This window comes from Desulfurobacterium sp. TC5-1 (genome assembly GCF_000421485.1).
In the GTDB taxonomy this organism is placed as follows: domain Bacteria; phylum Aquificota; class Aquificia; order Desulfurobacteriales; family Desulfurobacteriaceae; genus Desulfurobacterium_A.
Genome location: NZ_ATXC01000002.1, coordinates 1 through 22,850, shown reverse-complemented (window position 1 = coordinate 22,850; position 22,850 = coordinate 1). Strand labels below are relative to the sequence as shown.

The following is a 22,850-nucleotide window of genomic DNA, read 5'->3' as shown; positions in this document are numbered from 1 at the left end:
TTTGTTAAAATTCCAGTAAGCTTTAATTTTTCGGAGGCGGTAATGTTTGAAGGAATACATGTTGCCATACCAACCCCTTTTAAAGATGGAAGGGTTGATGAAAGGGCGTTGAGGGAGCATATAGAGTTTCTTATAGAAGGCGGTGTGAACGGCATCGTTCCCTGTGGAACGACAGGGGAGTCCGCCACTCTTTCCTATGAAGAGCACGAAGAGGTTATAGCTATTACAATTGACCAGGTAAGAGGGAGAGCTAAAGTTATAGCTGGTACAGGTTCCAACTCTACCAAGGAAGCGATAGAACTTACAGCTTACGCAAAAGAAGCAGGTGCTGATGGAGCACTCCTCATTACACCTTACTACAATAAGCCCAGTCAGGAAGGTCTTTACCGTCATTTTAAGGCAATTGCTGAAGCCGTGGATATCCCCATTGTTCTATACAACGTTCCTGGTAGAACCGGTGTTAACATGCTTCCGGAAACGGTTGCAAGGTTGTCAGTTATGGAAAACATTGTTGCAATTAAAGAGGCTACTGGAAGTACGAATGTCGCAACCGAAATTGTTAACCTTTGTGGTGATAAGATAGAGGTTCTATCAGGTGATGATCTTACGTTTTATCCGTTGCTTGCCGTTGGCGGGAAAGGTGTGATTTCTGTTACGGCAAACATTGTTCCAGACAGAATGGTGAAAATGTATAGAGCCTTTGTAAAAGGTGATATTGATGAGGCAAGAAGGCTTCATCTATATCTTTATCCTCTGCATAAGACGATGTTTATTGATACAAATCCTATTCCCGTTAAAACGGCGCTTTCAATGATGGGAAGGATGGAAAAAGAGTTTAGGTTGCCTCTGTGCCCGACAACGCCAGAGAAAGAGGAGATTATAAGGAAAATGCTGAAAGAGAAGGGGGTGCTCTAAATGGGTGTTCAGATAAGTTACGCAGATATGGAGCGTCTCCTCTATCAGTTTGAGTTTCGGAAAAAAGATGTCGATAACCTTAAAGAGATCGGTCATATGCTTATCTCTTTTAAGGATGAATTTGCAGAGGCTTTTTCCAATCAGCTTTTAAAGTATGATGAGGCTTCAAAATACATTTCGGAAGATGATTTAAAAAAGATAAGGGATGAACTTATTCACTGGTATGAGCAGCTCTTTTCTGGTAAGTATGATTCAGAGTATCTTACTTACATACTGAGAATTGCCAAGATTCACGCTGACCTTGGAATTCCTACAAATCTTATCGTAGCTATGATGAATTTTGTGAGACGGTTTTGCACCAAGAGAATTGTTAAGGTGCTTGTTGAACAGAAAGGTGAGGGGTGTACTCTTATAGAGGAATACACCCGCTCTCTCTCAAAACTTCTTGACCTCCACCTTTCTGTTATGCTCTCTTTCTATATAGATCATGAAATGAGAACGTTCATTGAGGCAGATCCCGCCGAAAAGTTTGTTATAAGGTTTACGAAAAAGTTTGCCTTTGTTATGGATGTTGCAATTATTTTGGGTTTGATGGTTCTTGGCATTGTGGTGGCAGGTCTCTTTGTTATGGATGTCGCCCATTTCTTCCATGGAGATCTTTCTCACGGTCTGATATCTGCTCTTGGTGATCTGCTTATCTTGTGGACTGTTCTTGAGCTCCTCAACAGTGAGATAAAGTTTATGATGGGTGGAGAGCTTGCAGTTAGTGCGTTCGTTAGCGTGGCGCTTGCTGCAACCATCAGGGAGGCTCTTGTTCTTTCTCTTGAACATACAAAACCTGTTTCTTTTAAGCTCGGTATAGGTGCGTTAATCCTTATTTTGGGCATTGTTTTCGGTATTGTTAAATGGTTTGAGTATAAGAGAGGTGATTGATGGTAAAAGTTGCTGTTAATGGTGCTAATGGTAGAATGGGAAGGCTTATCTCTTCTCTTGTTAAGGCTGAAGATGGTATGGAGCTTGTTGGAGTTCTTGAGAAGCCAGATTCGCCACTTATAGGAAAACCTTTTGACGAAAAGTTAAGTTTTGTTTCATCCCTGTCGGAAGTTGATAAAAAACCTGATGTTGTAATAGACTTCACCGTTCCGCCTGCGACTCTCGGACTTTTGAAAGAAGCTGAAAAGAATAATGTTGCACTTGTCATAGGAACGACGGGATTTAAGCCAGAAGAGGTTAAAGAGATAGAAAGAATTGCCCGGAACGTTCCTGTAGTTTTTTCGCCAAACATGAGTCTTGGTGTGAACATACTCTTTAAAATTGTTGGTGAAGTTGCAAGGGTCTTGAAGGATAAGGGCTACGATATAGAGATATTTGAAATTCACCACAGGTTTAAAAAAGATGCCCCTTCAGGTACTGCTATGAGGCTCGCTGAAGTTATAGCAGAGGCAGTTGGTAGAAACCTTGAAGATGTTGCTGTTTACGGCAGGAAAGGTTTTGTCGGAGAGAGAAAACCCGAAGAGATAGGTATCCTTGCAGCCAGAATGGGAGATGTAGTTGGAGACCATACGGTCTTTTTTGCCACACCCGGCGAGAGGATAGAGCTAACCCACAGAGCCACAAGCAGAGAGACTTTTGCTAAAGGTGCTGTTGTTGCTGCAAAGTGGGTTTTTGGAAGACCGGCAGGTCTTTACACTATGTTTGATGTTCTTGGTATTTAAGGGAGGATAGATGTTTGAACTTATTCCTGCGGTTGACATAAAAGGTGGTAAATGTGTAAGGCTCTACAGGGGAAGGGCCGATGCAGTGAAGGAGTACTTTGAAAATCCTGTTGATGCTGCACTTCTGTGGCAGGATAAAGGGGCAACAAGGCTTCACGTTGTGGATCTTGATGGAGCTTTTGATGGTGTCCCGGCCAATATTAGAATAGTTGAAGAGATTGTTAAAAGACTTTCCATACCTGTTCAGTTTGGCGGAGGTGTCAGGACTATAGATGCTGTAAAGACCTTAAAAGATATAGGCGTTGACAGAATTATCGTTGGAACTGTTGCTGTTGAAAATCCTGAACTTTTCCTTGAGATGGTTGAAACCTTTCCGGGCGGTATGGTTTTAGGTGTTGATGCAAAGGATGGTTTTATGACAACGAGGGGATGGGTGGAGAAAACGGATCTGAAAGCGGTTGATTTTGCTAAAAGGTACGAGAATATCTCTATCTGGGGATTTGTTTACACCGACATCTCAAGGGATGGGACTCTTGAAGGACCAAACTTTGAAGAGGTGGCTAACTTTGCAAAGAGTGTTAGAAAACCAGTCATAGCCTCCGGTGGGATTGCTACGGAAGATGATGTTATCCGTCTTTCCAAAATTCCGAATGTGGTTGGTGCTATTACGGGGAAGGCACTTTATGAGGGTGCGATAGATTTTGAATCGGTTATAAAAAAGCTGAAAGGTGATTTATGAAAAAGGTTGCCGTTATAAGTCTTGGATGTCCCAAAAATCTTGTTGATACTGAACATATGGTAGGTCTTTTAAAGGCCACAGGGGACGTGCTTTTTGTTGATAACCTTGAGGATGCGGACATTATTATCGTTAATACCTGTGGATTCATCACCCCTGCTAAAGAGGAGTCTATAGACGAGATACTAACGGCTATTGAGGAGAAGAAAAGAGACCCGGAGAAAAAGGTTGTTGTTGCAGGATGTCTCTATCAGAGATACAGAGATGAACTTAAAAAAGAGCTTCCAGAAGTAGATGTTTTTATAGGTGTTGATGAACTTGAGAGGAGTGTTGAGAAGATACTTGATAGACAGTTTCAACCTGAAAAACCATTTCTTTATAGACATATTCTCACGCCACCCCATATAGCCTATCTTAAAATTGCTGAAGGATGTTCAAACAACTGTACCTACTGCGCTATTCCCCTTATAAGGGGACCTTACAGGAGCCGTCCTGAGGAAGAGATTATTGAAGAGGCAAGACTTCTTGCTAAGAAAGGCGTTAAAGAACTTTACGTTATAGCTCAGGATACGACTGCCTACGGTATGGATAGGAAGGAGAAAAACGGTTTGCTGAAGCTTTTGAAAAAGCTTGAAACGGTTGAAGGAATTGAGTGGATAAGACTTATGTACACCTATCCTTCTCACATTACCGATGAGTTGATAGATTACATCGCAAATAGTGAAAAGGTTCTTCACTACCTTGATGTTCCGTTTCAACATGTTACGGATAAAGTTTTGCTTTCAATGGGGAGAAAGTATTTTCGTAAATACATAGATGAGTTAGTAGATAAGATAAGAACAAAGATTCCGGATGTTACGTTAAGAAGCACATTTATCGTTGGTTTCCCTTCTGAAACGGAAGAGGATTTTGAGCAGCTTGTTGAATTTCTAAAAGAGAAGAGGCTTGACTGGGTTGGTTTTTTCAAGTACTCAAGAGAAGAGGGCACTGCTGCTTACAATATGGGAGACCTTCCCGAGGATATTAAAGATTCGAGGCTTAACTTTTTAGAGGAAGTTCAGTATTCCATCTTTGAGGAGAACAACAGAAAGCTCATCGGTAAAAAGCTGAGACTTATCGTTGACGGTCCGGCGGAGGATATGGAAGGTTATGTTGAGGCAAGGAGTTACAGAAATGCGTACGAGGTTGACGGGATAGTTTACTTGAAAGGAAATTATGAGCCGGGCACATTTGTTGATGCGCAGATAACCGCACTTGCCAGTAATGTTGACCTTATCGCCGAACCGATTGAGTGAACGGAGAAGAGTTATGGAAGAGCAGTTTAAGGTTAATAAAACCTATGAAGAGATAAATGAAAAGATAAGGCGGGGCGAAGCGGTTGTTGTAACCGCCGAAGAGATGATTGAAATTGTTGAAGAGATGGGCGTTGTAAAAGCCGCCGAGGAAGTGGATGTTGTTACCACAGGTACTTTCGGTGCGATGTGCTCTTCAGGTGCCTTTTTGAATGTAGGTCATACAAGGCCTAAAATGAAAATGGAAGAGATCTACCTTAACGGCGTTCCTGCCTACGGTGCCCTTGCTGCTGTTGATCTTTACATTGGAGCAAGTGCCCTTCCTGAAAATGATCCTCGAAACGAGGTTTATCCCGGTAGGTTTGAGTATGGAGGTGCTCATGTTATAGAAGAGTTAATTGCAGGTGAGGATATAGAACTTGAGGCGTATGCCTACGGCACCGATTGTTATCCGAGGAGGGAGATTAAAAAGATTATTAACATAAAAACCGTTCGAGATGCTATCTTGTGCAATCCAAGGAACTGCTATCAGAACTATAACGTTGCAGTTAATAAATCTTCCAGAACGATTTATACCTATATGGGGATACTTCGTCCAAACATGGGAAATGCCACGTACTCAAGTGCCGGACAGTTGAGTCCGCTTCTCAATGATCCGTTTTTTGAAACGATAGGCATCGGGACGCGGATATTCCTGGGTGGCGGGGTTGGATATATCGCTTTCCATGGAACGCAACATGCACCTTTTGGCGTGAGGAGGACCAAAAAAGGACAGCCCGTTGAGGGAAGCGGTACCATAATGACTGTTGGTGATATGAAGCAGATGAGTACCGATTTCATTAGGGCTGCTTCAATTATTGGTTACGGTGTTTCTCTCTTTGTCGGGATCGGGATTCCCATACCTATACTTAATGAGAGGATAGCTTTTTACACTTCCGTTAAAGATTCCGAAATACTTGCACCTGTTTACGACTACTCTTCCGATTATCCGAGCGGTGAAGCGGTCGAGCCAATAGCTTATGTTAACTATGGTGACTTGAGGAAGGGACAGATAGAGATAAACGGCAAGAAGATTCAGACGTGTCCTCTCTCTTCCTACTACAAGGCAAGGGAGATAGCAAACATTTTGAAAGATTGGATAAAAGAGGGGAGGTTTGAAATTTCAAGGCCTGCAGAAAGACTTCCCGCACCAAAGCCAGACGTGAAGATTGAGTATGACGAGAGAAAGTAAAAAGGGGCTCTAAAGCCCCCTTGCTGTTAAACGGGTCTTCTATGAACGGCTTTTATGAATGTATCCATTGCCGCTTTCACGGATGTTCCATACTCTATCCTGTATCCCATCCTTGTTAAGGCAAACTCAACAGCTTCAAGTTCTGTCAAAAGGTCAAAGATATCAACATAGCCCATGTGGGAGAGCCTAAAGATTTTTCCTTTAAGGTGATCCTGTCCACCGGCTATGACGATTCCGAACTTTTCCCTTATCCATGAAACGAGCTTCTGCCCGTCTATTCCTTCGGGAACCTTTGCCGCTGTTACACCGTTTGCTGGCACTTCTGATAAAAGTTCAAGACCTAAGGCTTTTATTCCTTCTCTTGCACACATTGCTAATATGCGGTGCCTTTCGGCAACATTTTCAAGTCCTTCTTCTTCAATCATCTTTAGCGCTTCGTTTAGTCCCACTATAAGGTTTACAGCTGGTGTGTATGCAGTTTGTCCTTTTGCTTGATTCTTAATCTCTTTTGCAAGGTCAAAGTAATAGACACTCCTTTTCCCTTCAAGGCGCTTTTTAGCCTTCTCGTTGAGTGAAATAATGGCAAGTCCAGGCGGTGTCATCAGAGCCTTTTGGGAACCTGTTATGGCAACGTCTATATTCCAGTCATCAACAGGAATGTCATACACACCAAAAGCTGTTATACCATCAGCAACTAATATCACATCATCATATTTTGATGTAATTTCACCTATCGCTCTTACATCGTTGTAAACACCTGTTGATGTTTCGCATATTTGAACAAGAACACCTTTTACGTTTGGGTTTTTCTCTATTGCTTCCTTTATATCTTCAACCTTTACCGCTCTTCCCCATTCAAGTTCTATTACTACAGGTTTGACGCCAAACGCTTCACAGAGCTCTTTCCACCTTTTTCCGAACTTTCCGCCTACCACGACGACGGCGCTATCACCGGGAGCAAACAGGTTGGCAACGGCTGCTTCCATTGCACCTGTTCCGGAAGCTGTTAGAATAAGCGTGTCTCTTTCGGTTCTGAAAAACTTTTTCAGTCTTTCTATCGTTTCGGAGAAGATGGCTTTAAATTCCGGTGAGCGGTGATATAGCGTGTGGGCTGACATTGCCTGAAGAACCCTTTCGGGAACTATTGTCGGTCCCGGGGTTAGCAGTCTTGTTTTGATCGGTTTCAAAGCAGCCTCCTTCTATTTTAAGTTTTTTTATTTCGCTGGTTAGAAATTATACCCGTTTTTTCTCTCTCAAATTTTTGAAGAAGTTTTTCATCAACATTTCCACTTCCGGAATGTAAATTTTTGCCGTTTCAACCCGGTGGTTTGTTTCCGGATGGGAAAGTGTTGAGAAGAGACTTTCAACACCCCCGAATTTTGGATCCGGAATGGCGTAAACTACTCTTTTTATACGGGCTTGAATGATGGCACCGCAGCACATTATACACGGTTCTACCGTTGAGTATAAAGTGCAATCGTTAAGTCTCCAGGAATTTAATCTTCTTGAAGCTTCCTCTATGGCGATGATTTCTGCGTGGGCTGTTGGTTTTTGAAGAAACTCTTTTCTGTTAAATCCTCTTCCTATAATTCGGTCATCCTTCACGATTACAGCACCTATAGGGACTTCCCCGTATCTGTATGCCTTTTCTGCTTCTTTTAAGGCTTCAAGTAGAAATTCAACATCTCTTTTCACGGAAAATTCCTTTAGAGGGATTTAGAGAAAATTTATGATTGATAATGTTTGAGGGGAAGGGATGATGGAAAGTGGCGCGCCCGGCAGGAGTCGAACCCGCAACCTTGGGATCCGTAGTCCCACGCTCTATCCAGTTGAGCTACGGGCGCGCGTACCGAAGGTAAAATATAATCAAAATCTTCCCAGTTGCAAGTTGTTTAAACGTTTTCATCCAGTAGGGTTGCGAAGTATTCGGCAAGAAAAGAGAGAAAGGTTATGTCATCTTTTGAAAAGCCCTCTTTTTTATTTATAGCCTGAAAAACCCCTATAACTTTTCCATTTTTATCAAACATTGGAACCGTAGCTATGTTTTTTGTTTTGTATCCTGTTTGTTTGTCTATTTCTCTGTAAAATCTTTCATCCTCATAAGGGTTATTGCTTATGACCGGCTCTCCGGTTTTAAAGGTAAATCCCGCAAAACCTTTGTCTGCAGGAATTACTATTTTGTCAACTCCATGGGCAAGTTTCGTCCAAAGTTCATCTGTTTTTTCATTGTAGAGGTATAAACTGCATCTTTCAGCGCCGATTGATTTTCGTGCAAGGTTTGAGAAATATATAAGCAAACTTTCTATATCTCTTTTTTTCAGTTCTTCGGCAGTGTTTATTAATCTTTCTAACTGGAGAATCATTTCTTTTTTCATAACTGCCTTTTCTTTATGAGTAGTGGCAAGTTTCCATCCTTCAAATGTGATCTGGAAAGCTTCATAAAAAAGTCCCTTTTGTTCGTATATTTTTGACAGAAGTTTCCGCATTTCTACACTATCAGGTTTGTACTTCAGTCCTTTTTTTAATAGGGATTCAGCACTATCAAGGTATCCATCTGAGAATTTTCTTTCTGCTAAGGTTATAATCAGGTTGATGCCGCTTTTTTCTTTTCCGGATCTGAAAAATAAATCGAGAAGTCTGTCAAGAATATAGGTATTTGCTGGATTTTTATTTAGAATTTTCACACCAAGCTCAATGGCTTCCAGTGTATTTCCTGCTTCTAATAGCGCTTGAAATTCTCTGATGTTTTCTTCACTTTTCTTCATTAAATTCCCCGTTAGAATAGGCAGGTTTATTTTAATTATACTTTATTTCTGTCTATTCTCGGTTTGATTGGTGCTATTTTCAGTTTGATTGGTACTGTTGGTTGAGTTGCCAGCGGAAATGGTTTTATTTTCGTTTTCTTCTTTTAGACAGGGTGTACAGGTTGATGGGTTTAAGGTTTCTATAAAGTTTGATGGTACGAATTTGCCGTTTACGCACACGCCGGCAAAGTCACCAAAGTTGTTAAAGACAAACCCCGAGGTTTGAGTGCAGTTTCCGTAAAATGGCATAATGAGGGGTTCTCCGTTATCCATCCCCGGGACAATGACTCCTTTATCTATGAATGGTCCGGATTTAACCGCCGGTACCCACATGCCGGTTATGTCATAGTCTATCAGATAGAGACTTCCACATTTGTAAACTTGTTTGGCATTTTCAAGTGTTATGCCGCCCTGTATTAGTGTTTTTATAAACGGCCATTCAAGTTCAGATATTGTAAGAACATAAGCTTCTGTTTGATTCCCGTTCTGCGTCACTTTAAGAACGACAGCTGGGTGCAGTGTGATGCCTTCTTTGATTTCTGATAGGTTCTTTGTTACAACTTCCTCCAGTCGGTAGAGTTCTTTCTGTGTTAATGTTGTGTTTTCTTGTTTTTTTACTATTGGAATTTCTTTTTTTCCAAAAATTAAGGATAAAAAGAAAGATGGCTTATAAAGGAAAAGGAAAACGGCCGCCATAAATGTAACTGCTAATCCTGCAAAAACACCTATAACTATTAGAAGTTTATTCTTTAAGGCCATATTTTGCTATCACCTCTTGAGCTTTTATGCCCCATTTTGAGTCAGGATTGATTTTATAACATTTTATCAGGAATTTCTTTGCAAGGGGTGTATTTTTTTCGTTTAGATAAATAATGCCGAGGCGATAGTACACTTCCTGCATGTCTGGAAAGCGCTTTATTATCTGATAGTACAGCAGTTTTGCGTCTTCGGTTTTTCCTTCTTTTTCAAGTATTTCACCAAGTTTCACATAGGCCGGTGCAAAGTCAAGGTTGTTTCTTATTGCAAGATTAAGATATCTTTTTGCCTTTTTTAGGTGTCCTTCTTTTTCTTCTATAAGAGCCAATTTGTAATATGCAACTTCAGGTTTTAGAAATAACGGGTTAGACAGGGCTTTAAGGTAATACTGCTTTGCTTCTTCTATTTTTCCTTCATCTTCAGCTATTGCTGCTAAATTCATGTAGGCTTCAGAAAAGTTAGAATCGATGTCAAGAGCTTTACGTATATATTTCACTGCCGATTTTGTATCACCTCTAACGTAAAATGCATACCCTATCATGTTGTAAATTTTTGGGTCATCTGGATTTAAATCTTTTGCCTTAAAAAGGTATTTAAGTGCAAGTGGAATGTCACCAAGTTGCAAGTAGGAAACCCCTATTTTGTAGAAACCATCTGCCTTTTCTTTCTTCGAAAGTGCCTTTGTTTCCTGAATAGGCGGTGCCACTGCAGGTTTTGGCTTGTCCTGAGGTGTTCCCGTTATGCACGAAGAGGTTATAATTGCAGGTATTACTGCTATCAGCAGTTTTCTCATCTTCCACCCTTTATTAGAAATAAAGCTTCGGTTCTTGTGGGTTCATTTCTCAATATACCTTTAATTGCACTTGTAATGGTAAAAGAACCTGGTTTTTTAGCGCCTCTCATTATCATGCAGAGATGCTGAGCTTCAACTATTACCATTACACCTTTTGCGTTAAACTTTTCCATTATGGCATTGGCAATCTGTTCTGTCATTCTTTCCTGAAGTTGAAGCCTCTTTGCGTAAACATCGGCTATTCTGGCGAGTTTTGAGAGGCCTGTAACCTTTTCCTCACTTGGTATGTACGCTATATGTATCTTTCCAAAGAACGGCAACATGTGGTGTTCGCACATTGAGAAAAAAGGTATGTCTTTAACTATTATCATTTCGTCGTACTTTTCGCTGAATAGAACTGAGTGGTTTTCCGGTGAGTCTTCGTAGCCTGCTAAAATCTCTTCGTACATGTTTGCAACGCGTTTCGGCGTGTCTTTCAGCCCTTCTCTTTCAGGGTTTTCACCGATAGCCATGAGGATTTCTCTTACAGCCCTTTCTATTCTCTTTTTGTCTATCACTTTTCCTCCACTACATTTCAAGTTGAGGGTTGAAGCCCGGTGGTAAATCTCTCTTCTCTTCTTTTCTGTTTGTGTTTTGAGGAGGTGTTGGATTTTCAGGGGGCTTTTTTTCGCTGCTAAGTTCCCCGTTCATTGCAAGGTCAATCTCTTCCCCTGTTAAGGTTTCTCTTTCAAGGAGAGCTTTAGCAAGATTTTCAAGCTTTTCAAAGTTGTTTGTAATCAGTTCTTTTGCCTTTTCGTAAGTTTCTGTGATTATCCTTTTTACTTCTTTATCAACTAATCTTTTGAGGTCTTCACTTACTATTTCTGTAGGTTCACCAAACTGCTCTTTCATTTTTATGGCAATGGGTCCTATCTTTTCACTCATTCCCCACTCTGCAACCATCTTTCTTGCGATTTCAGTTGCTCTCTCTATGTCGTTACCAGCACCGGTTGATATTGTTCCAAGGGCAACTTCTTCGGCAACTCTTCCACCGAACAGGACGCATAATTTATCAAGGAGGTATTCTTTGGTGTAAGTGTACTTATCATCTTCTGGCAGTTGCTGCGTAATTCCAAGAGCTTTTCCACGGGGAATTATCGTTACCTTGTGAACCCTGTCTGCATTTGGCAGAAGTTTTGCCACAAGTGTGTGTCCGGCTTCGTGGTAAGCGGTTGTTATTTTCTCTCTTTCATTTAGAACCATGCTCTTTCTTTCAATTCCCATTGTTACTTTGTCTTTTGCCTCTTCAAAATCTTCCATCATTATCTTTCCATGTCCCTTTCTTGCAGCTATGAGTGCTGCTTCATTAACTATATTCGCAAGGTCGGCGCCTGAGAAACCTGGAGTTGAACGGGCAATAACTTCAAGGTCAACATCTTCTGCAAGTGGTTTGTTCTTGGTATGGATTTTGAGGATTTCAAGTCTTCCTTTAACGTCTGGAAGAGGAACGTAAATCTGTCTGTCAAACCTTCCGGGTCTTAGCAGTGCCCTGTCAAGAATATCCGGTCTGTTTGTTGCACCGATTACTATGATACCTTCGTTGCTTTCAAAACCGTCCATCTCTACAAGGAGTTGGTTTAGTGTTTGTTCCCTTTCGTCATGACCGCCTGTGAATCCTGCACCTCTTTTTCTGCCGACTGCGTCAATTTCGTCAATAAATACTATACACGGTGCGTTTTTCTTAGCCTGGTCAAAGAGATCTCTTACTCTTGATGCACCAACACCAACAAACATCTCTACAAATTCTGAGCCACTGACGGACAGGAATGGAACGTTGGCTTCTCCTGCTATCGCCTTTGCAAGGAGGGTTTTACCTGTTCCGGGCGCTCCTGCTAAGAGGATGCCTTTTGGAATTTTTCCACCAAGCTGCTGGTACTTTTTGGGATTTCTCAAGAATTCAACAATTTCAGCCACTTCTTCCTTAATTTCATCAATACCTGCCACATCTTTAAATGTTACTTTGGGTTTGTTGTCTATAAATATTTTTGCCCTGCTTTTTGCAAAGGAAAGTGCTTTGCTTCCGCCGGCGTTCATCTGTCTCATCATGCTTATCCAGATAACTATTAAAAATATCATAGGCAGCCAGGATACGAGAACAGTTATGTACCAAGGACTTCCCTCTTCAGGTTTTACGTTTATTTCAACTTTCTTTTCTGTTAACTGCTTAACAAGGTCTGGATAGTACGGCGTGTAAGTTTCAAACTCTTTTCCTTCTTTCGTGATGCCGGTTATCTGCTGTCCTTTTATCGTTACCTTTTTAACTTCACCTTTTTCAACCTCTTGGAGGAATGTAGAAAACGGGATGTTCTGTCTTGTAAACTGTGGTGAGCTGAAGAAGTTGAAGGCTATTATCATAAGGAGAGCTATTGTTATCCAGAGTGCTACGCTTTTTAAAATATCTTGAAGCCGGTTCATCTTTCACTCCTTATGTTGTCGTTTTCTGCAACTGCTATGTATGGAAGGTCTCGGTAGAGTTCGTTCACATCAAGTCCGTATCCAACAACAAATTTATCAGGTATTTTAAATCCTACAAAGTCTGCCTTGAAGTCTTTCTCTCTCTCTTTTTCAAGAAGCACGCACGTTTTTAGCTGTGCGGGTTCTCTCTTTTTCAACTCTTTCTTTGCGAACTTTAGAGAACCACCAGTATCAAGTATATCATCTATGATAAGGACATTTTTTCCTTTTATGTCACATTCTACATCGTATAGAAGTTTATCCTCTCTCTTTTCCATTCCGTCGTAGCTTTTGATTCTCATAAATTCTACTTCAACTTCCGTTTTCATTTCTCTAATGAGGTCCGCTGTAAATATAAAAGCTCCCTTTAATATGCACACTGCTGTAACTTTTTCACCGTTGAAGGCTTCTGAGATTTCCCTTCCAAGTTCTTTAAGTCTTTTCTTGATCTCTTCTTCAGGTATCAATATTTTCAATTCCACCTTCATACCTCACCGATATTTTCTTTTTGCTTTCCTTAATATATGTTTTTTTGTAGAGACCTGGAATCCATATGACTTCATTTTCACCTGTAACCAGGAGGGGTATGGCGTTACGGATGTTAAAAGGAATTTTCTTTTCGTTAAAAAACTTCTTAAGTTTTTTCTTCCCGTATGGGAAAGAGAGCCATTCGCCGCCTTTTCTTGTTCTTAAGAACAACTTCTTCTTGATTTCACTTTTTGAAAATTCAAAGTCACCCTTTCCGCCTTCAAGAAATTCAAACGTTCCTGAAGGTGTTTCTATCTTTGCAGGAATTTCTTTTATTTCAATCTGAAAAGAGCTTTTCTTGTCATCTTTTCTACATAAGATAAGGTGTGTCTGTGTTTTTAGAACCTTAAAACCGTTTTTTAAGTTTAAACTTCCGCTTTTTTTTCCTTTTGCGAGTTTAATAATAGAACTGAGCTTGTTTGCGCTTAATGTTTCACCTGAAAGTTTTGAAAATGCTTTTTGAAGGATGGTTTTTGCCATGAACGGATGGAGGGATAATAGTGATTTTAGATCGATTGAGAAGCTGTTTTCTGTAAAGATTCCCTGTTTTAGTGCTGTTTCCGTTTCGTTTTCTATGAAATCTTCCAATTCCCTGAAAGTTTCGGCTTCTTTAAGGAATGTTCTTTCTAGAGAAGGATTTATCCTTTTAAGGTGCGGTATTACGTGAAGCCTTATAAGGTTTCTTGAGAACTTTGTATCAAAGTTTGAAGAGTCTATTCTAAAGTGTATGTTGTTGCTTTTAAGATACTCTTCAACCTCTTCACGAGTGATTTCAAACAGTGGCCTTACTATATTATCCCTCTTTGGGAGAAAACCCCTTAATCCTTTTATACCAGTACCTTTAGATAGGTTAAATATGATGGTTTCACACAGGTCAGATGCGGTATGTCCGACGGCGATTTTATCGGCTTTTAGTTTATTGGCTGTTGCTTGTAAAAATTTGTATCTTTCTTTTCTTGCAGTATCTTCAACGTTTTTTCCCTGAGATATTCTTTTGACATCGGTGCTTCCCACGATGAGGGGAATAGACAACTTTTGACATAAGTTTTTAACAAAAATCTCATCTATGTCTGATTCTTCGCCTCTAAGTTTGTGGTTAAAGTGAGCAGCGTATATTTTTATGTTTAAAGTTTGTGAAAAATTTTTTAATATGTGTAAAAGTGCAACCGAATCAGGTCCTCCGGATACTGCACAGAGAACTGTGTCATTTGGTGCTATTAAAGAGAACTTCTTAATGGTAGAGAGAACCTTCTCTTCTGTTTTCATTATTCCTGATGGAAGGAAATTTGGTGGCGACGGGTGGAGTCGAACCACCGACCTGGCGGGTATGAGCCGCCCGCTCTAACCACCTGAGCCACGTCGCCACTTTTGATGGCTTCAAATATAGCCATTCTGCCTTTAAATGTCAACGAATTTTGTATAAAATTCACCATCTACCATTGAATTATGGAGGCGATTGTGGGAAAGAGAGTTGTTTTAGCCTATTCAGGTGGACTTGATACATCTGTAATAGTTAGATGGTTAACAGACAGAGGTTTTGAGGTTATAACTTACACTGCTGATGTTGGTCAGGGTGAGGAGCTTTCGGAGATAGAACCGAAAGCCAGGATGGCCGGTGCCGTAGAGGCGGTTATAGATGATATTAAAGAGGAGTTTGCAAGAGAGTACTGCATGCCTTTGATGAGGGCTGGCGCTCTTTATGAGGGTAAATATCCTTTGCTCTCTGCCCTTTCAAGGCCTCTTATAGCGAAAAAACTTGTTGAACTTGCTCACAAAGTTGGTGCCGATTATGTTGCTCACGGTTCGACGGGGAAAGGTAACGATCAGGTGAGGTTCGAGGCTTCTGTCTGGGCACTTGATCCTGATATTGAAGTTCTTGCACCTGTTAGAGAGTGGGAGTTTAAATCAAGGGATGAAGAGATTGAGTACGCTGCAAAGCATGGAATTCCCGTTGTAGCCACTAAGGAAAAACCCTATTCTTACGACAGAAACCTATGGGGTGTTGCGATAGAGTCGGGTCCCCTTGAAGACCTTGAGACAGAACCCCCTGAAGATGCTTTCGTTCTTACGACTTCACCACTTAAGGCACCTGACGAGCCTGAGTATGTTGAGATTGAGTTTAAGGAGGGAACGCCTGTTGCACTTAACGGAAAAGTTTATTCTGAGCTGTGGAAGCTTATATGGGATTTAAACGAGATTGCCGGTAGGCACGGTTTCGGAAGAATTGATATGGTTGAGAACAGACTGGTGGGAATTAAAACGAGGGAAGTTTACGAATCACCTGCCGGTCTTATGCTTATAAGGGCTTATGATGAGCTTGAGAGTATCGTTCTTGACAGATTCACATATCACTATAAGATTACTCACATCAAACATCCTTACGCAGAAGTTGTTTACAACGGATTGTGGTTCACAACGTTGAGGGAATCCCTTGATGCATTTAATAACAATATAGCTAAGCTTATTACCGGTAAAGTTAGATTTAAGCTTTTCAAAGGTAATGCCACCGTTGTCGGAAGAAGTGCAGAGAAGTCTATGTATCTTGAAGACTTAGCAACATATAGTCCGAAAGATGCTTTTGATCACAAGGCCGGAGCTGCCTTTACTAAGGTGTGGAGTTTACCTTTGAAAGTTGCCGGAAGAGTTAGAAGAAAATCCTAAGGAGGAACTATAAATGGCTTGCACGTTGAACAAGAGAGAGGGAGTTGTTTACGAGGCTAAAATTTCTTTTGAGCCTGAGAAAGTTGAGAAGGAAGTAAATGAGATCTGCAAGGAGATAAGGAAGAGTGCCAAGATTCCCGGTTTTAGACCCGGGAAGGCACCGGTAAACATAATAAAGAAGCAGTATAAGGATCTTATAGAAGAAAATCTTGTAAGAGCTCTTGTTCCAGAAGAGCTTGACAGTGCGATAAAGGATGCAGGTTTAACTGTAATATCGGAACCTCTAATAGAGGAGCTGAACTTTGATGATAAGAAGAACACTCTAAATTGTGTTGTTGTTTTCGAAGTTAAACCGGAAATTGATATTAAGCCTGAAGATTATAAAGGAGTGAAGGTTACAAAAACTGTAAGAAAGATAACTGATAAAGATGTTGAGAAGGTTGTAGAATCTCTTTTAAACAGAGAGGCTAAATTTGAAGAGGTTGACAGACCTGTAGAAAAAGGTGATCTTGTAGAGCTTGAATACACGGCGATTATTGATGGTGAAGAGAAGAGCGGTAACGTTGTTGCTGTTACTGGAGAAAATCAGCTCTGGCCTGAAGTTGATGAGGCAATTGTAGGTAAAAAGAGAGGTGATGAAGGTGAAGTTTCCTTTAGAGCTGCAGAAGATGAAAAGTATGGAGATGCTGCAGGAAAAGATGTTACGCTTAAGTTCAAAGTTCTTTCTGTAAAGGCGAAGAACCTTCCTGAGCTTAACGATGAGTTTGCCAAAAAGTTTGGTGCTGAATCTGTTGAGGACCTCAAGAAAAAGATAAGAGAAGATCTTGAAAAAGCTGAAGCGGACAGGCAGCAGGAAGAGGTTGAAGATAAGATAGTTGAAGAACTTCTTAAGAAGGTGGATATCCCTGTTCCCGTGTCTTTACTTAAGATGGAAATACAGGCCCAGGCTGAGAATCAGATAATGAGGCTTGCGCAGTTTGGGGTTGATGTTAAGCAGATTTCACCACAAACAATAGCAGAGATGGTTAAGCCTACTGCAGAGAAGACGGTAAAGGTTAAACTCCTCCTTGAGAAGATTGCAGAGCTTGAAGGAATAGAGGTTACAGATGAAGATGTTGAAAAAGAGATAGAAAGACTTGCGGATATGGCTTTTGGCGGTGATACTGTTTTAGCAAGGCAATCTCTTGAAGAGAGAGGGCTTCTTCCTATGGTAAGGCAGGATGTTTTAAGGCAAAAGGCTCTCGATAAACTTATTGAGCTTGCTGAAATTAAAGAAGTAGAGGCTGACGCGGAAAGTAAGGAATAATAAAAATTAACGTTTGGAAAGTTGTTTTACCCCCTGCATTGCAGGGGGTTTTTATTTTTGTTTAAGTTTTTCTTAATGATTTTGTTTGCTAAATTTCTAATGCAGCGCTATATTCAATGACAGCAAATGTTCTTGATATTAAATGGCAGGGGGATAAAAAGATAAGCTGTTGAAAATTTCTTAACCGATTGGTATTATTTTGAATATAGTTTATAAGGTTATTTTTAACCGTTATAAGGAGAAAGAATGAAAGTTATCTGTGTGGCACTTTTCCTGGTTTTTACTTTTGTAGCTCCATCGTTTGCGGATCCTAAGCCTCTTGGTTTTGAACTTGGGAAGGCATCTTATTCTCAAATGGCAAGTAAATATGAGATGGTAAAGGAGAAACCTTTACCGGGTATGGATGTAGATGTTTATGAGATTAATCCTAAAAGTACCGGTTTGAGGTATATTGAAAAAGTAACGGCAATTTTTAATAAAAAGTCGCTACTAATGTCAGTAATAATGATTTATCCTCGAACATATTTTGATTCTCTTTACAGGCAACTTGTTTCAAAGTATAAAGTGATTTATTCTCACCTTCCAGTGGTTGGAACGAAGTATGTGAGGTTTATAGATGGAAATACGATTATTATTCTGAAACAGCCGTATCTAAAATACACAACAACAGTTATCTACGTTCGTAAAGAACTTTTAGTACCGCCACGCTAACGGTTATTAAGTATTTAGCAGCTGGAGCATCTCTCTGTCATTTATGAGTTCGGAAAAGTGCTCTTTTACTCTTTGGGTTTTCCACCTTTCAGCAGTTACAATTGATTTAAGCTTTTCAAAAGCCTCTTGAAGCCTATCATTTATTATGATGTAGTCATATCTGGTTGCAAGACTTAATTCCCTTCTTGCTATTAGTAACCTCTTTTCAATTGTTTCCTCATCTTCCGTTCCTCTGCTTCTCAGTCTCCGTTCAAGTTCTTTTAGGGATGGTGGAAGTATGAATATCAGAACCGCTTCCGGATAATTTTTCTTTACCTGCAAAGCCCCCTGCGTGTCTATGTCAAGAAGGACATCTTTTCCTTCGTTTAACGCTTTTAAAACTTTATCTTTTGGTGTTCCGTAGAAGTTCCCGTAAACTTCTGCCCATTCAAGTAGTTCGTTCTTCTCTATTTTTCTCTCAAACTCTTCAAGGGATATAAAATAGTAATCTTTTCCATCAACTTCGCCGGGTCTTGGTTTTCTCGTTGTGCACGATATGGAAAACTCTATTTGGGGAAAAGATCTCATTAGCATGTTTACAAGTGTTGTTTTTCCCGTTCCGGACGGTGCTGATATAACAATTAGAAGTCCTTTCATCATTTACTCCACGTTCTGGACCTGTTCCTTTATCCTTGCTATTTCTGTTTTAATTTTCAAAACTGATTCGGTTGCATTTATCTCTTTCAGTTTTGATCCCAATGTGTTTATTTCTCTATGCATTTCCTGACATAGAAAATCCATCGTTTTACCTGAAAAATCTTCATTTAAAAGCTGATAAAACCGCTTTATATGAGATTTAAGCCTTGTAATTTCTTCTGTGACGTCTTGCTTTTCAGCAATTAGTACTATCTCAAGCTCAATTCTTTTGCTGATTTCTTCATCATCTGGTTCAAACAGTTTTTTAACTTTTTCCGTTAAGCGTTCTTTGATTTTCTCATTTATGGAATTAGCCTTCTCCTCAATATCGTGAAGGATTGCTTCTATTTTTTTTAGTCTGCTTTCAATATCTTTTTTTAGCTTCTCACCCTCTTTCTTACGCTCTGCGTCCAGCTGCATCAAGGCGTTTTCAAGGGCCTCTATGAAGACCTCTTCGCTTCCCGATATATCTATATCTTCTTTAGAGAAGATGTCGTGCATGGATAAGAGGTCTCTCATATTTATCTCTATCTTTCTTCCAGAAGTTCCTTCTATTTTCTTTATGGCGTCTATATAGGTTTTTGCCATTGAGTAGTTTATACTTACCGGAATTTCAACGTCGGGACTCAGCTTATAGTTTATGTAAACATCGACCTTTCCCCTTTTCACGTACTCTTTCACTTTACTGTTTAACCTATTTAGAAGATTGTTAACAATTCTTGGAAGGTTGATTCTCAAATCTAAATTCTTGCTGTTGATAGATTTTACTTCTACCGTAACGGTGATAAAGTCATTGCTTGCTTCACTTTTTCCATAGCCTGTCATACTCTTCACGTTTACTCTCCCTTAAAAAATCTTGGATTGACCTGAATTTTGGCTTTGTTCTGCAGGAACTGTATGTATGATTGAAGTGCTGCTTTACGCTTTTCACCAAGCAGGAACTCCTTCAATGTTTTGACTTTTTCTTTATCCATGCTTTTAACAGTTGCTGCTGTTATGGGTTCCACGACCACATATCCTTTAAGCGTTTTGAAAGGACCGTACACTTTACCGGTTTTACCTTTAACTATCATTGCTGTTATTTCGCCGTTTAAGTCTATTAGTTCAAGCCTTTTTGCAAGTTCTTTCCCGCTAATTTCTCCCGTCTCTTTTCCTTTATCTAAATTTCCGCTATTTGCTGCTTTTTCAGCCTTGCTGAATGCCAGTTTTACCGCTTTTTCTTTTTTAATCAGATTTATAATTTCCCTCCTGGCTTTTTTTAATGAAAGGGTTCTGCTTTTCTGTTGTTTTTGATAAATAATAAATTTGTTTGGCTTTTCTACATAGCCGTAAAGACCCCCTCTGGAGTTGATGTCTTTAAGTAAGTTTTTATCTTTAACGATGACCGGTTTAATTTCATTAAAAGACGACAGTTTCCCTTTTTTTGCAAGTTCATATGCTCTTTTAACAAGCTCTTTTGCGTTTTTCGTTTTCGCTGGGATTTCAACAGCAACGATAACTACTTTATTTTCTTTGAACAAATTGCGGTGCTTATTGTAGTAATTTTTTATTTCTTCTGAAGACACTTTAACTTTTGAGGGTTCTATGTTAAACATTTCATACTTGTAATTCCTTTTTCCAAAAACAGCTTTGTAATAGATTTGTAGCTCTGTAGGTGTAACTGATGCTACATTTTCAACAATTGTTTGAAGCTTCTCTATTAGTAGATCTTCTCTTATCTGATTTTCGAACATTTCTGGAGGCATATGGTTTTGCTGAAGCCACTTTTTGTAAAGTTCCACGGAGAATTTGCCGTCCTTTTGAAAGGCAGGGAAGCTTTCTATTTTATCTGCGACAGCCTCATCACTTACCTTTAATCCTTCTCTTTCCGCTGCATCAAGCAAAAGTGTTCTTAGCAAAAGCTGACGGAGTGCTTCGGATTTTGCCTGCTTTTCCTTCATTCCAGATGAAGTTAACCTGTCAACCAATCTATAAAACTCATCTGCCGGTATGGCTTTATCGTTAACGGTCGCAACTTCGTTTGTTCCCGGTCCTGATACAGAACCTTTTCCCCATACTAAGAAAATAGTTAAAACAAAAGAAGCAGTTACTATCCAGAGAGGTATGCTAAATAACTTCATGTTTTTTCTGATATTAGCAAGCATTAATAAACCTCCAGCCTATTGAAAATTCTCGAATTAAATTTATACTTTAAAATTGAAGATATCTCAAGCAGGAGTTGTTTCATTTGAAAGGTTATAAGAAAGAAATAGATTCTGTCATTAAAGAAGCGCGTCGTTTAATTGAGAGTAAAAAATATCATCGTGCTATTTCCGAGCTGGAAAAACATAAAGCCTATTCAAGAGATGTTGAGTATTTTCTTCTCCTTGCAGAGGCTTACGAAAGGATAGGAAATGAAGAAAAGGCGGAAGAATACTTTGAACAGGCGAGATTCCTTGAGGCGGCTATAAAGTCAAAGGAGCAGCTTAAAAAGAGTCACTTCCTTATAAAGAGAAAGGAATATGTTAAGGCAAGGGAGGCGCTTCTTGAGGCTATAAATCTTAATCCATTTGAACCTGAAATTTATGTTGAACTGCATAAACTTTATAAACGGCAGGGGTTAAAAAAAGAGGCGGCTAAAGTGCTTAAAAGTTTAATGACAGTTTCTCCTTTTTTAGACTATCCTTATCTTGAACTTGCAGGTCACTATTACTCTACCGGTAATTACGATATGGTAGCTCATATCCTTGAACAGGGTCTTGAAAGGATAAATAAAACTTCGTTTCTCTATGAGAGTGCGAGACTCTATCAGCTTATTGGAGAAATGGAAAAGGCAGAAGATCTTTTAAGGGAAGCCTGCAATAGAGAACCAAAAAATGTGGATCTTCGTCAGAAACTTGTAGATGTTTTGATGGGACTTTCAAAGATAGAGGAGGCCCTGTCTCTTTTACTTGATACTTTGGAACTCTATCCAGACTCACCCTACCTCTTGCAAAGTGTTGCCACTGTTTACGAAATGATGGGTGATGATGAAAAAGCTGAATTCTTTATGAGAAAGGCTGTTTCTGTTAGTGACTCTTTTATAAAAGAAGACAGTCTGAGAATGTTGGCGGATTTTCTTATAGAAAAGGGCAGGATTGATCAGGCAGAAGAAGCGTTGATGGAGATTATAGATACGGCAGAAAGTTCATGGCTTATAATGGATGCCTTTATTGAGCTGGCCCTGATATGTATGGAGCAGAATAGAAATCGATGCGTTATTGATGTTGCTAAAAGGATATTAAAGTCTGATCTATTATCTGAAGAAGAAGTATTTGAACTTTTGGAGATCCTCTCCGACGTTCTGGAAGAGGAAGGCTATATTTTTGCTGCAAGAAGAGTGTGTAAATACATCATTGAGCATTCAAAAAATGAAAAGCAGTTAAAGCGTTGTTATGCAACTGTTAACAGGCTTTCAGAAGTTATTTCCCTTGAGAAAATGTGGAAAAAATGCAGATAACCCCTTGACACGCATCGCCATAGTTTCTATATTTTCCCGCGTCAGGTTTGAACCCGCAGAAGCGGGATGGGGCTTGACACTGGTGAGTTGAAGGTATAAATTTAGCACTCGCCGAAAAAAAGCTCTTTGACAACAGAATAAGGGGTGTGTGCCTGCGGAAGCTGGAAATACAGGTTACCTGGAGAGGTAACTTTTAATTGAGGTGTTCCGCAGGTTCGCGAGATAGAGCCTTGCGTACTCTGAAGTATAGATTGAGCTTAGAGATAGAGAACTTGAAAGCGATGAAATATTGCTGGAGAGTTTGATCCTGGCTCAGCGCGAACGCTGGCAGCGTGCCTAACACATGCAAGTCGTGGGGCAGCAGGCGGGTTCCTTTGGAACCCGTGCTGGCGACCGGCGAACGGGTGAGTAACGCGTGAGCAACCTACCCCAAGGAGGGGGATAACCGGTGGAAACGCCGGCTAATACCCCATAAGCGCACGGTCTGCATGGACTGTGTGAAAAGGGGGCCTCTGCACAGCAAGCTCCCGCCTTGGGATGGGCTCGCGTCCCATCAGGTAGTTGGTGAGGTAACGGCTCACCAAGCCTACGACGGGTAGCTGGTCTGAGAGGATGGCCAGCCACACCGGGACTGAGACACGGCCCGGACTCCTACGGGAGGCAGCAGTGGGGAATTTTGGGCAATGGGCGCAAGCCTGACCCAGCGACGCTGCGTGGAGGAAGAAGCCCTTCGGGGTGTAAACTCCTGTCACCGGG

General features: G+C 40.3%; 22 protein-coding genes, 2 tRNA genes and 1 rRNA gene. 11 read left to right on the top strand and 14 right to left on the bottom strand.

The genetic code is table 11. The features are described from left to right. The first annotated feature begins 42 nt into the window (after positions 1-42). Genes dapA through H153_RS0107685 form a run of 6 tightly spaced genes read left to right on the top strand, consistent with a single transcriptional unit; the run spans position 43 to position 5,889 of the window. A complete protein-coding gene (dapA, locus tag H153_RS0107710; protein ID WP_022847549.1) occupies positions 43-915 on the top strand; it encodes a 4-hydroxy-tetrahydrodipicolinate synthase in 873 nt (290 codons plus the stop codon). Then, entirely contained in the window at positions 916-1,848 is a 933-nt protein-coding gene (locus H153_RS0107705; RefSeq protein WP_022847548.1) for a protoglobin domain-containing protein, read from the top strand. Further along, positions 1,848-2,630: a 4-hydroxy-tetrahydrodipicolinate reductase gene (gene dapB, locus H153_RS0107700; protein ID WP_022847547.1), complete on the top strand. Its 783-nt coding sequence runs from the start codon at positions 1,848-1,850 to the stop codon at positions 2,628-2,630. Before H153_RS0107705 ends, dapB begins: the two co-directional genes overlap by 1 nt. Positions 2,631-2,640: 10 nt before the next feature. Continuing rightward, entirely contained in the window at positions 2,641-3,369 is a 729-nt protein-coding gene (hisA, locus tag H153_RS0107695) for a 1-(5-phosphoribosyl)-5-[(5-phosphoribosylamino)methylideneamino]imidazole-4-carboxamide isomerase (protein WP_022847546.1), read from the top strand. After that, positions 3,366-4,661 (top strand): 30S ribosomal protein S12 methylthiotransferase RimO, encoded by a 1,296-nt coding sequence (gene rimO / locus H153_RS0107690; protein ID WP_022847545.1) that lies wholly within the window; start codon positions 3,366-3,368, stop codon positions 4,659-4,661. The genes hisA and rimO overlap by 4 nt, the downstream gene beginning before the upstream one ends. 13 nt (positions 4,662-4,674) lie before the next feature. Continuing rightward, positions 4,675-5,889 (top strand): homocysteine biosynthesis protein, encoded by a 1,215-nt coding sequence (locus H153_RS0107685; RefSeq protein ID WP_022847544.1) that lies wholly within the window; start codon positions 4,675-4,677, stop codon positions 5,887-5,889. Between the two features lie 26 nt (positions 5,890-5,915). On the opposite strand, the gene H153_RS0107680 is transcribed toward H153_RS0107685, so the two are convergent. The 11 genes from H153_RS0107680 to H153_RS0107630 form a co-directional block, all read right to left on the bottom strand. Beyond that, a complete protein-coding gene (locus H153_RS0107680; protein ID WP_022847543.1) occupies positions 5,916-7,076 on the bottom strand; it encodes an alanine--glyoxylate aminotransferase family protein in 1,161 nt (386 codons plus the stop codon). Between the two features lie 46 nt (positions 7,077-7,122). Further along, a complete protein-coding gene (locus H153_RS0107675; RefSeq protein WP_022847542.1) occupies positions 7,123-7,584 on the bottom strand; it encodes a nucleoside deaminase in 462 nt (153 codons plus the stop codon). A gap of 72 nt (positions 7,585-7,656) precedes the next feature. Further along, positions 7,657-7,733 (bottom strand) — tRNA-Arg (locus H153_RS0107670). A gap of 48 nt (positions 7,734-7,781) precedes the next feature. Further along, a complete protein-coding gene (locus H153_RS09990) occupies positions 7,782-8,654 on the bottom strand; it encodes a GAF domain-containing protein (protein ID WP_022847541.1) in 873 nt (290 codons plus the stop codon). 42 nt (positions 8,655-8,696) lie between these two features. After that, positions 8,697-9,452 (bottom strand): hypothetical protein, encoded by a 756-nt coding sequence (locus tag H153_RS0107660; RefSeq protein ID WP_022847540.1) that lies wholly within the window; start codon positions 9,450-9,452, stop codon positions 8,697-8,699. Further along, the gene (locus tag H153_RS0107655; protein WP_022847539.1) at positions 9,436-10,242 is read right to left on the bottom strand and encodes a tetratricopeptide repeat protein; all 807 of its coding nucleotides are present in this window, start codon (positions 10,240-10,242) and stop codon (positions 9,436-9,438) included. The genes H153_RS0107660 and H153_RS0107655 overlap by 17 nt, the downstream gene beginning before the upstream one ends. Beyond that, positions 10,239-10,799 (bottom strand): GTP cyclohydrolase I FolE, encoded by a 561-nt coding sequence (gene folE, locus H153_RS0107650; RefSeq protein WP_022847538.1) that lies wholly within the window; start codon positions 10,797-10,799, stop codon positions 10,239-10,241. The genes H153_RS0107655 and folE overlap by 4 nt, the downstream gene beginning before the upstream one ends. Positions 10,800-10,809: 10 nt before the next feature. After that, positions 10,810-12,696, bottom strand: a complete 1,887-nt coding sequence (ftsH, locus tag H153_RS0107645; RefSeq protein ID WP_022847537.1) for an ATP-dependent zinc metalloprotease FtsH — start codon at positions 12,694-12,696, stop codon at positions 10,810-10,812. Continuing rightward, entirely contained in the window at positions 12,693-13,223 is a 531-nt protein-coding gene (gene hpt / locus H153_RS0107640) for a hypoxanthine phosphoribosyltransferase (RefSeq protein WP_027720098.1), read from the bottom strand. The genes ftsH and hpt overlap by 4 nt, the downstream gene beginning before the upstream one ends. Then, positions 13,192-14,529, bottom strand: a complete 1,338-nt coding sequence (gene tilS, locus H153_RS09645; protein WP_040371918.1) for a tRNA lysidine(34) synthetase TilS — start codon at positions 14,527-14,529, stop codon at positions 13,192-13,194. Before tilS ends, hpt begins: the two co-directional genes overlap by 32 nt. A gap of 21 nt (positions 14,530-14,550) precedes the next feature. Further along, positions 14,551-14,627 (bottom strand) — tRNA-Met (locus tag H153_RS0107630). Positions 14,628-14,721: 94 nt separating this feature from the next. Here H153_RS0107630 and H153_RS0107625 point away from each other — a divergent pair. The 3 genes from H153_RS0107625 (at position 14,722) to H153_RS0107615 (ending at position 17,941) form a co-directional block, all read left to right on the top strand. After that, positions 14,722-15,924, top strand: a complete 1,203-nt coding sequence (locus H153_RS0107625; RefSeq protein WP_022847535.1) for an argininosuccinate synthase — start codon at positions 14,722-14,724, stop codon at positions 15,922-15,924. Positions 15,925-15,937: 13 nt separating this feature from the next. Further along, positions 15,938-17,230, top strand: coding sequence for a trigger factor (tig, locus tag H153_RS0107620; protein WP_022847534.1), 1,293 nt, complete (start codon positions 15,938-15,940; stop codon positions 17,228-17,230). 246 nt (positions 17,231-17,476) lie between these two features. Beyond that, on the top strand, positions 17,477-17,941 hold the full coding sequence (locus tag H153_RS0107615; RefSeq protein ID WP_022847533.1) for a hypothetical protein: 465 nt from the start codon (positions 17,477-17,479) through the stop codon (positions 17,939-17,941). A gap of 6 nt (positions 17,942-17,947) precedes the next feature. On the opposite strand, the gene gmk is transcribed toward H153_RS0107615, so the two are convergent. Genes gmk through H153_RS0107600 form a run of 3 tightly spaced genes read right to left on the bottom strand, consistent with a single transcriptional unit; the run spans position 17,948 to position 20,760 of the window. Further along, the gene (gmk, locus tag H153_RS0107610; RefSeq protein WP_027720097.1) at positions 17,948-18,580 is read right to left on the bottom strand and encodes a guanylate kinase; all 633 of its coding nucleotides are present in this window, start codon (positions 18,578-18,580) and stop codon (positions 17,948-17,950) included. Continuing rightward, a complete protein-coding gene (locus H153_RS0107605; protein ID WP_231378268.1) occupies positions 18,581-19,441 on the bottom strand; it encodes a YicC/YloC family endoribonuclease in 861 nt (286 codons plus the stop codon). It lies immediately after the preceding gene. Between the two features lie 11 nt (positions 19,442-19,452). Then, positions 19,453-20,760 (bottom strand): peptidylprolyl isomerase, encoded by a 1,308-nt coding sequence (locus tag H153_RS0107600; protein ID WP_022847530.1) that lies wholly within the window; start codon positions 20,758-20,760, stop codon positions 19,453-19,455. Positions 20,761-20,843: 83 nt separating this feature from the next. Between H153_RS0107600 and H153_RS0107595 the strand changes: the two genes are divergently transcribed. Continuing rightward, entirely contained in the window at positions 20,844-22,094 is a 1,251-nt protein-coding gene (locus H153_RS0107595) for a tetratricopeptide repeat protein (protein WP_022847529.1), read from the top strand. Positions 22,095-22,383: 289 nt separating this feature from the next. Beyond that, positions 22,384-22,850 (top strand): 16S ribosomal RNA (locus H153_RS0107590); the annotation flags it as partial.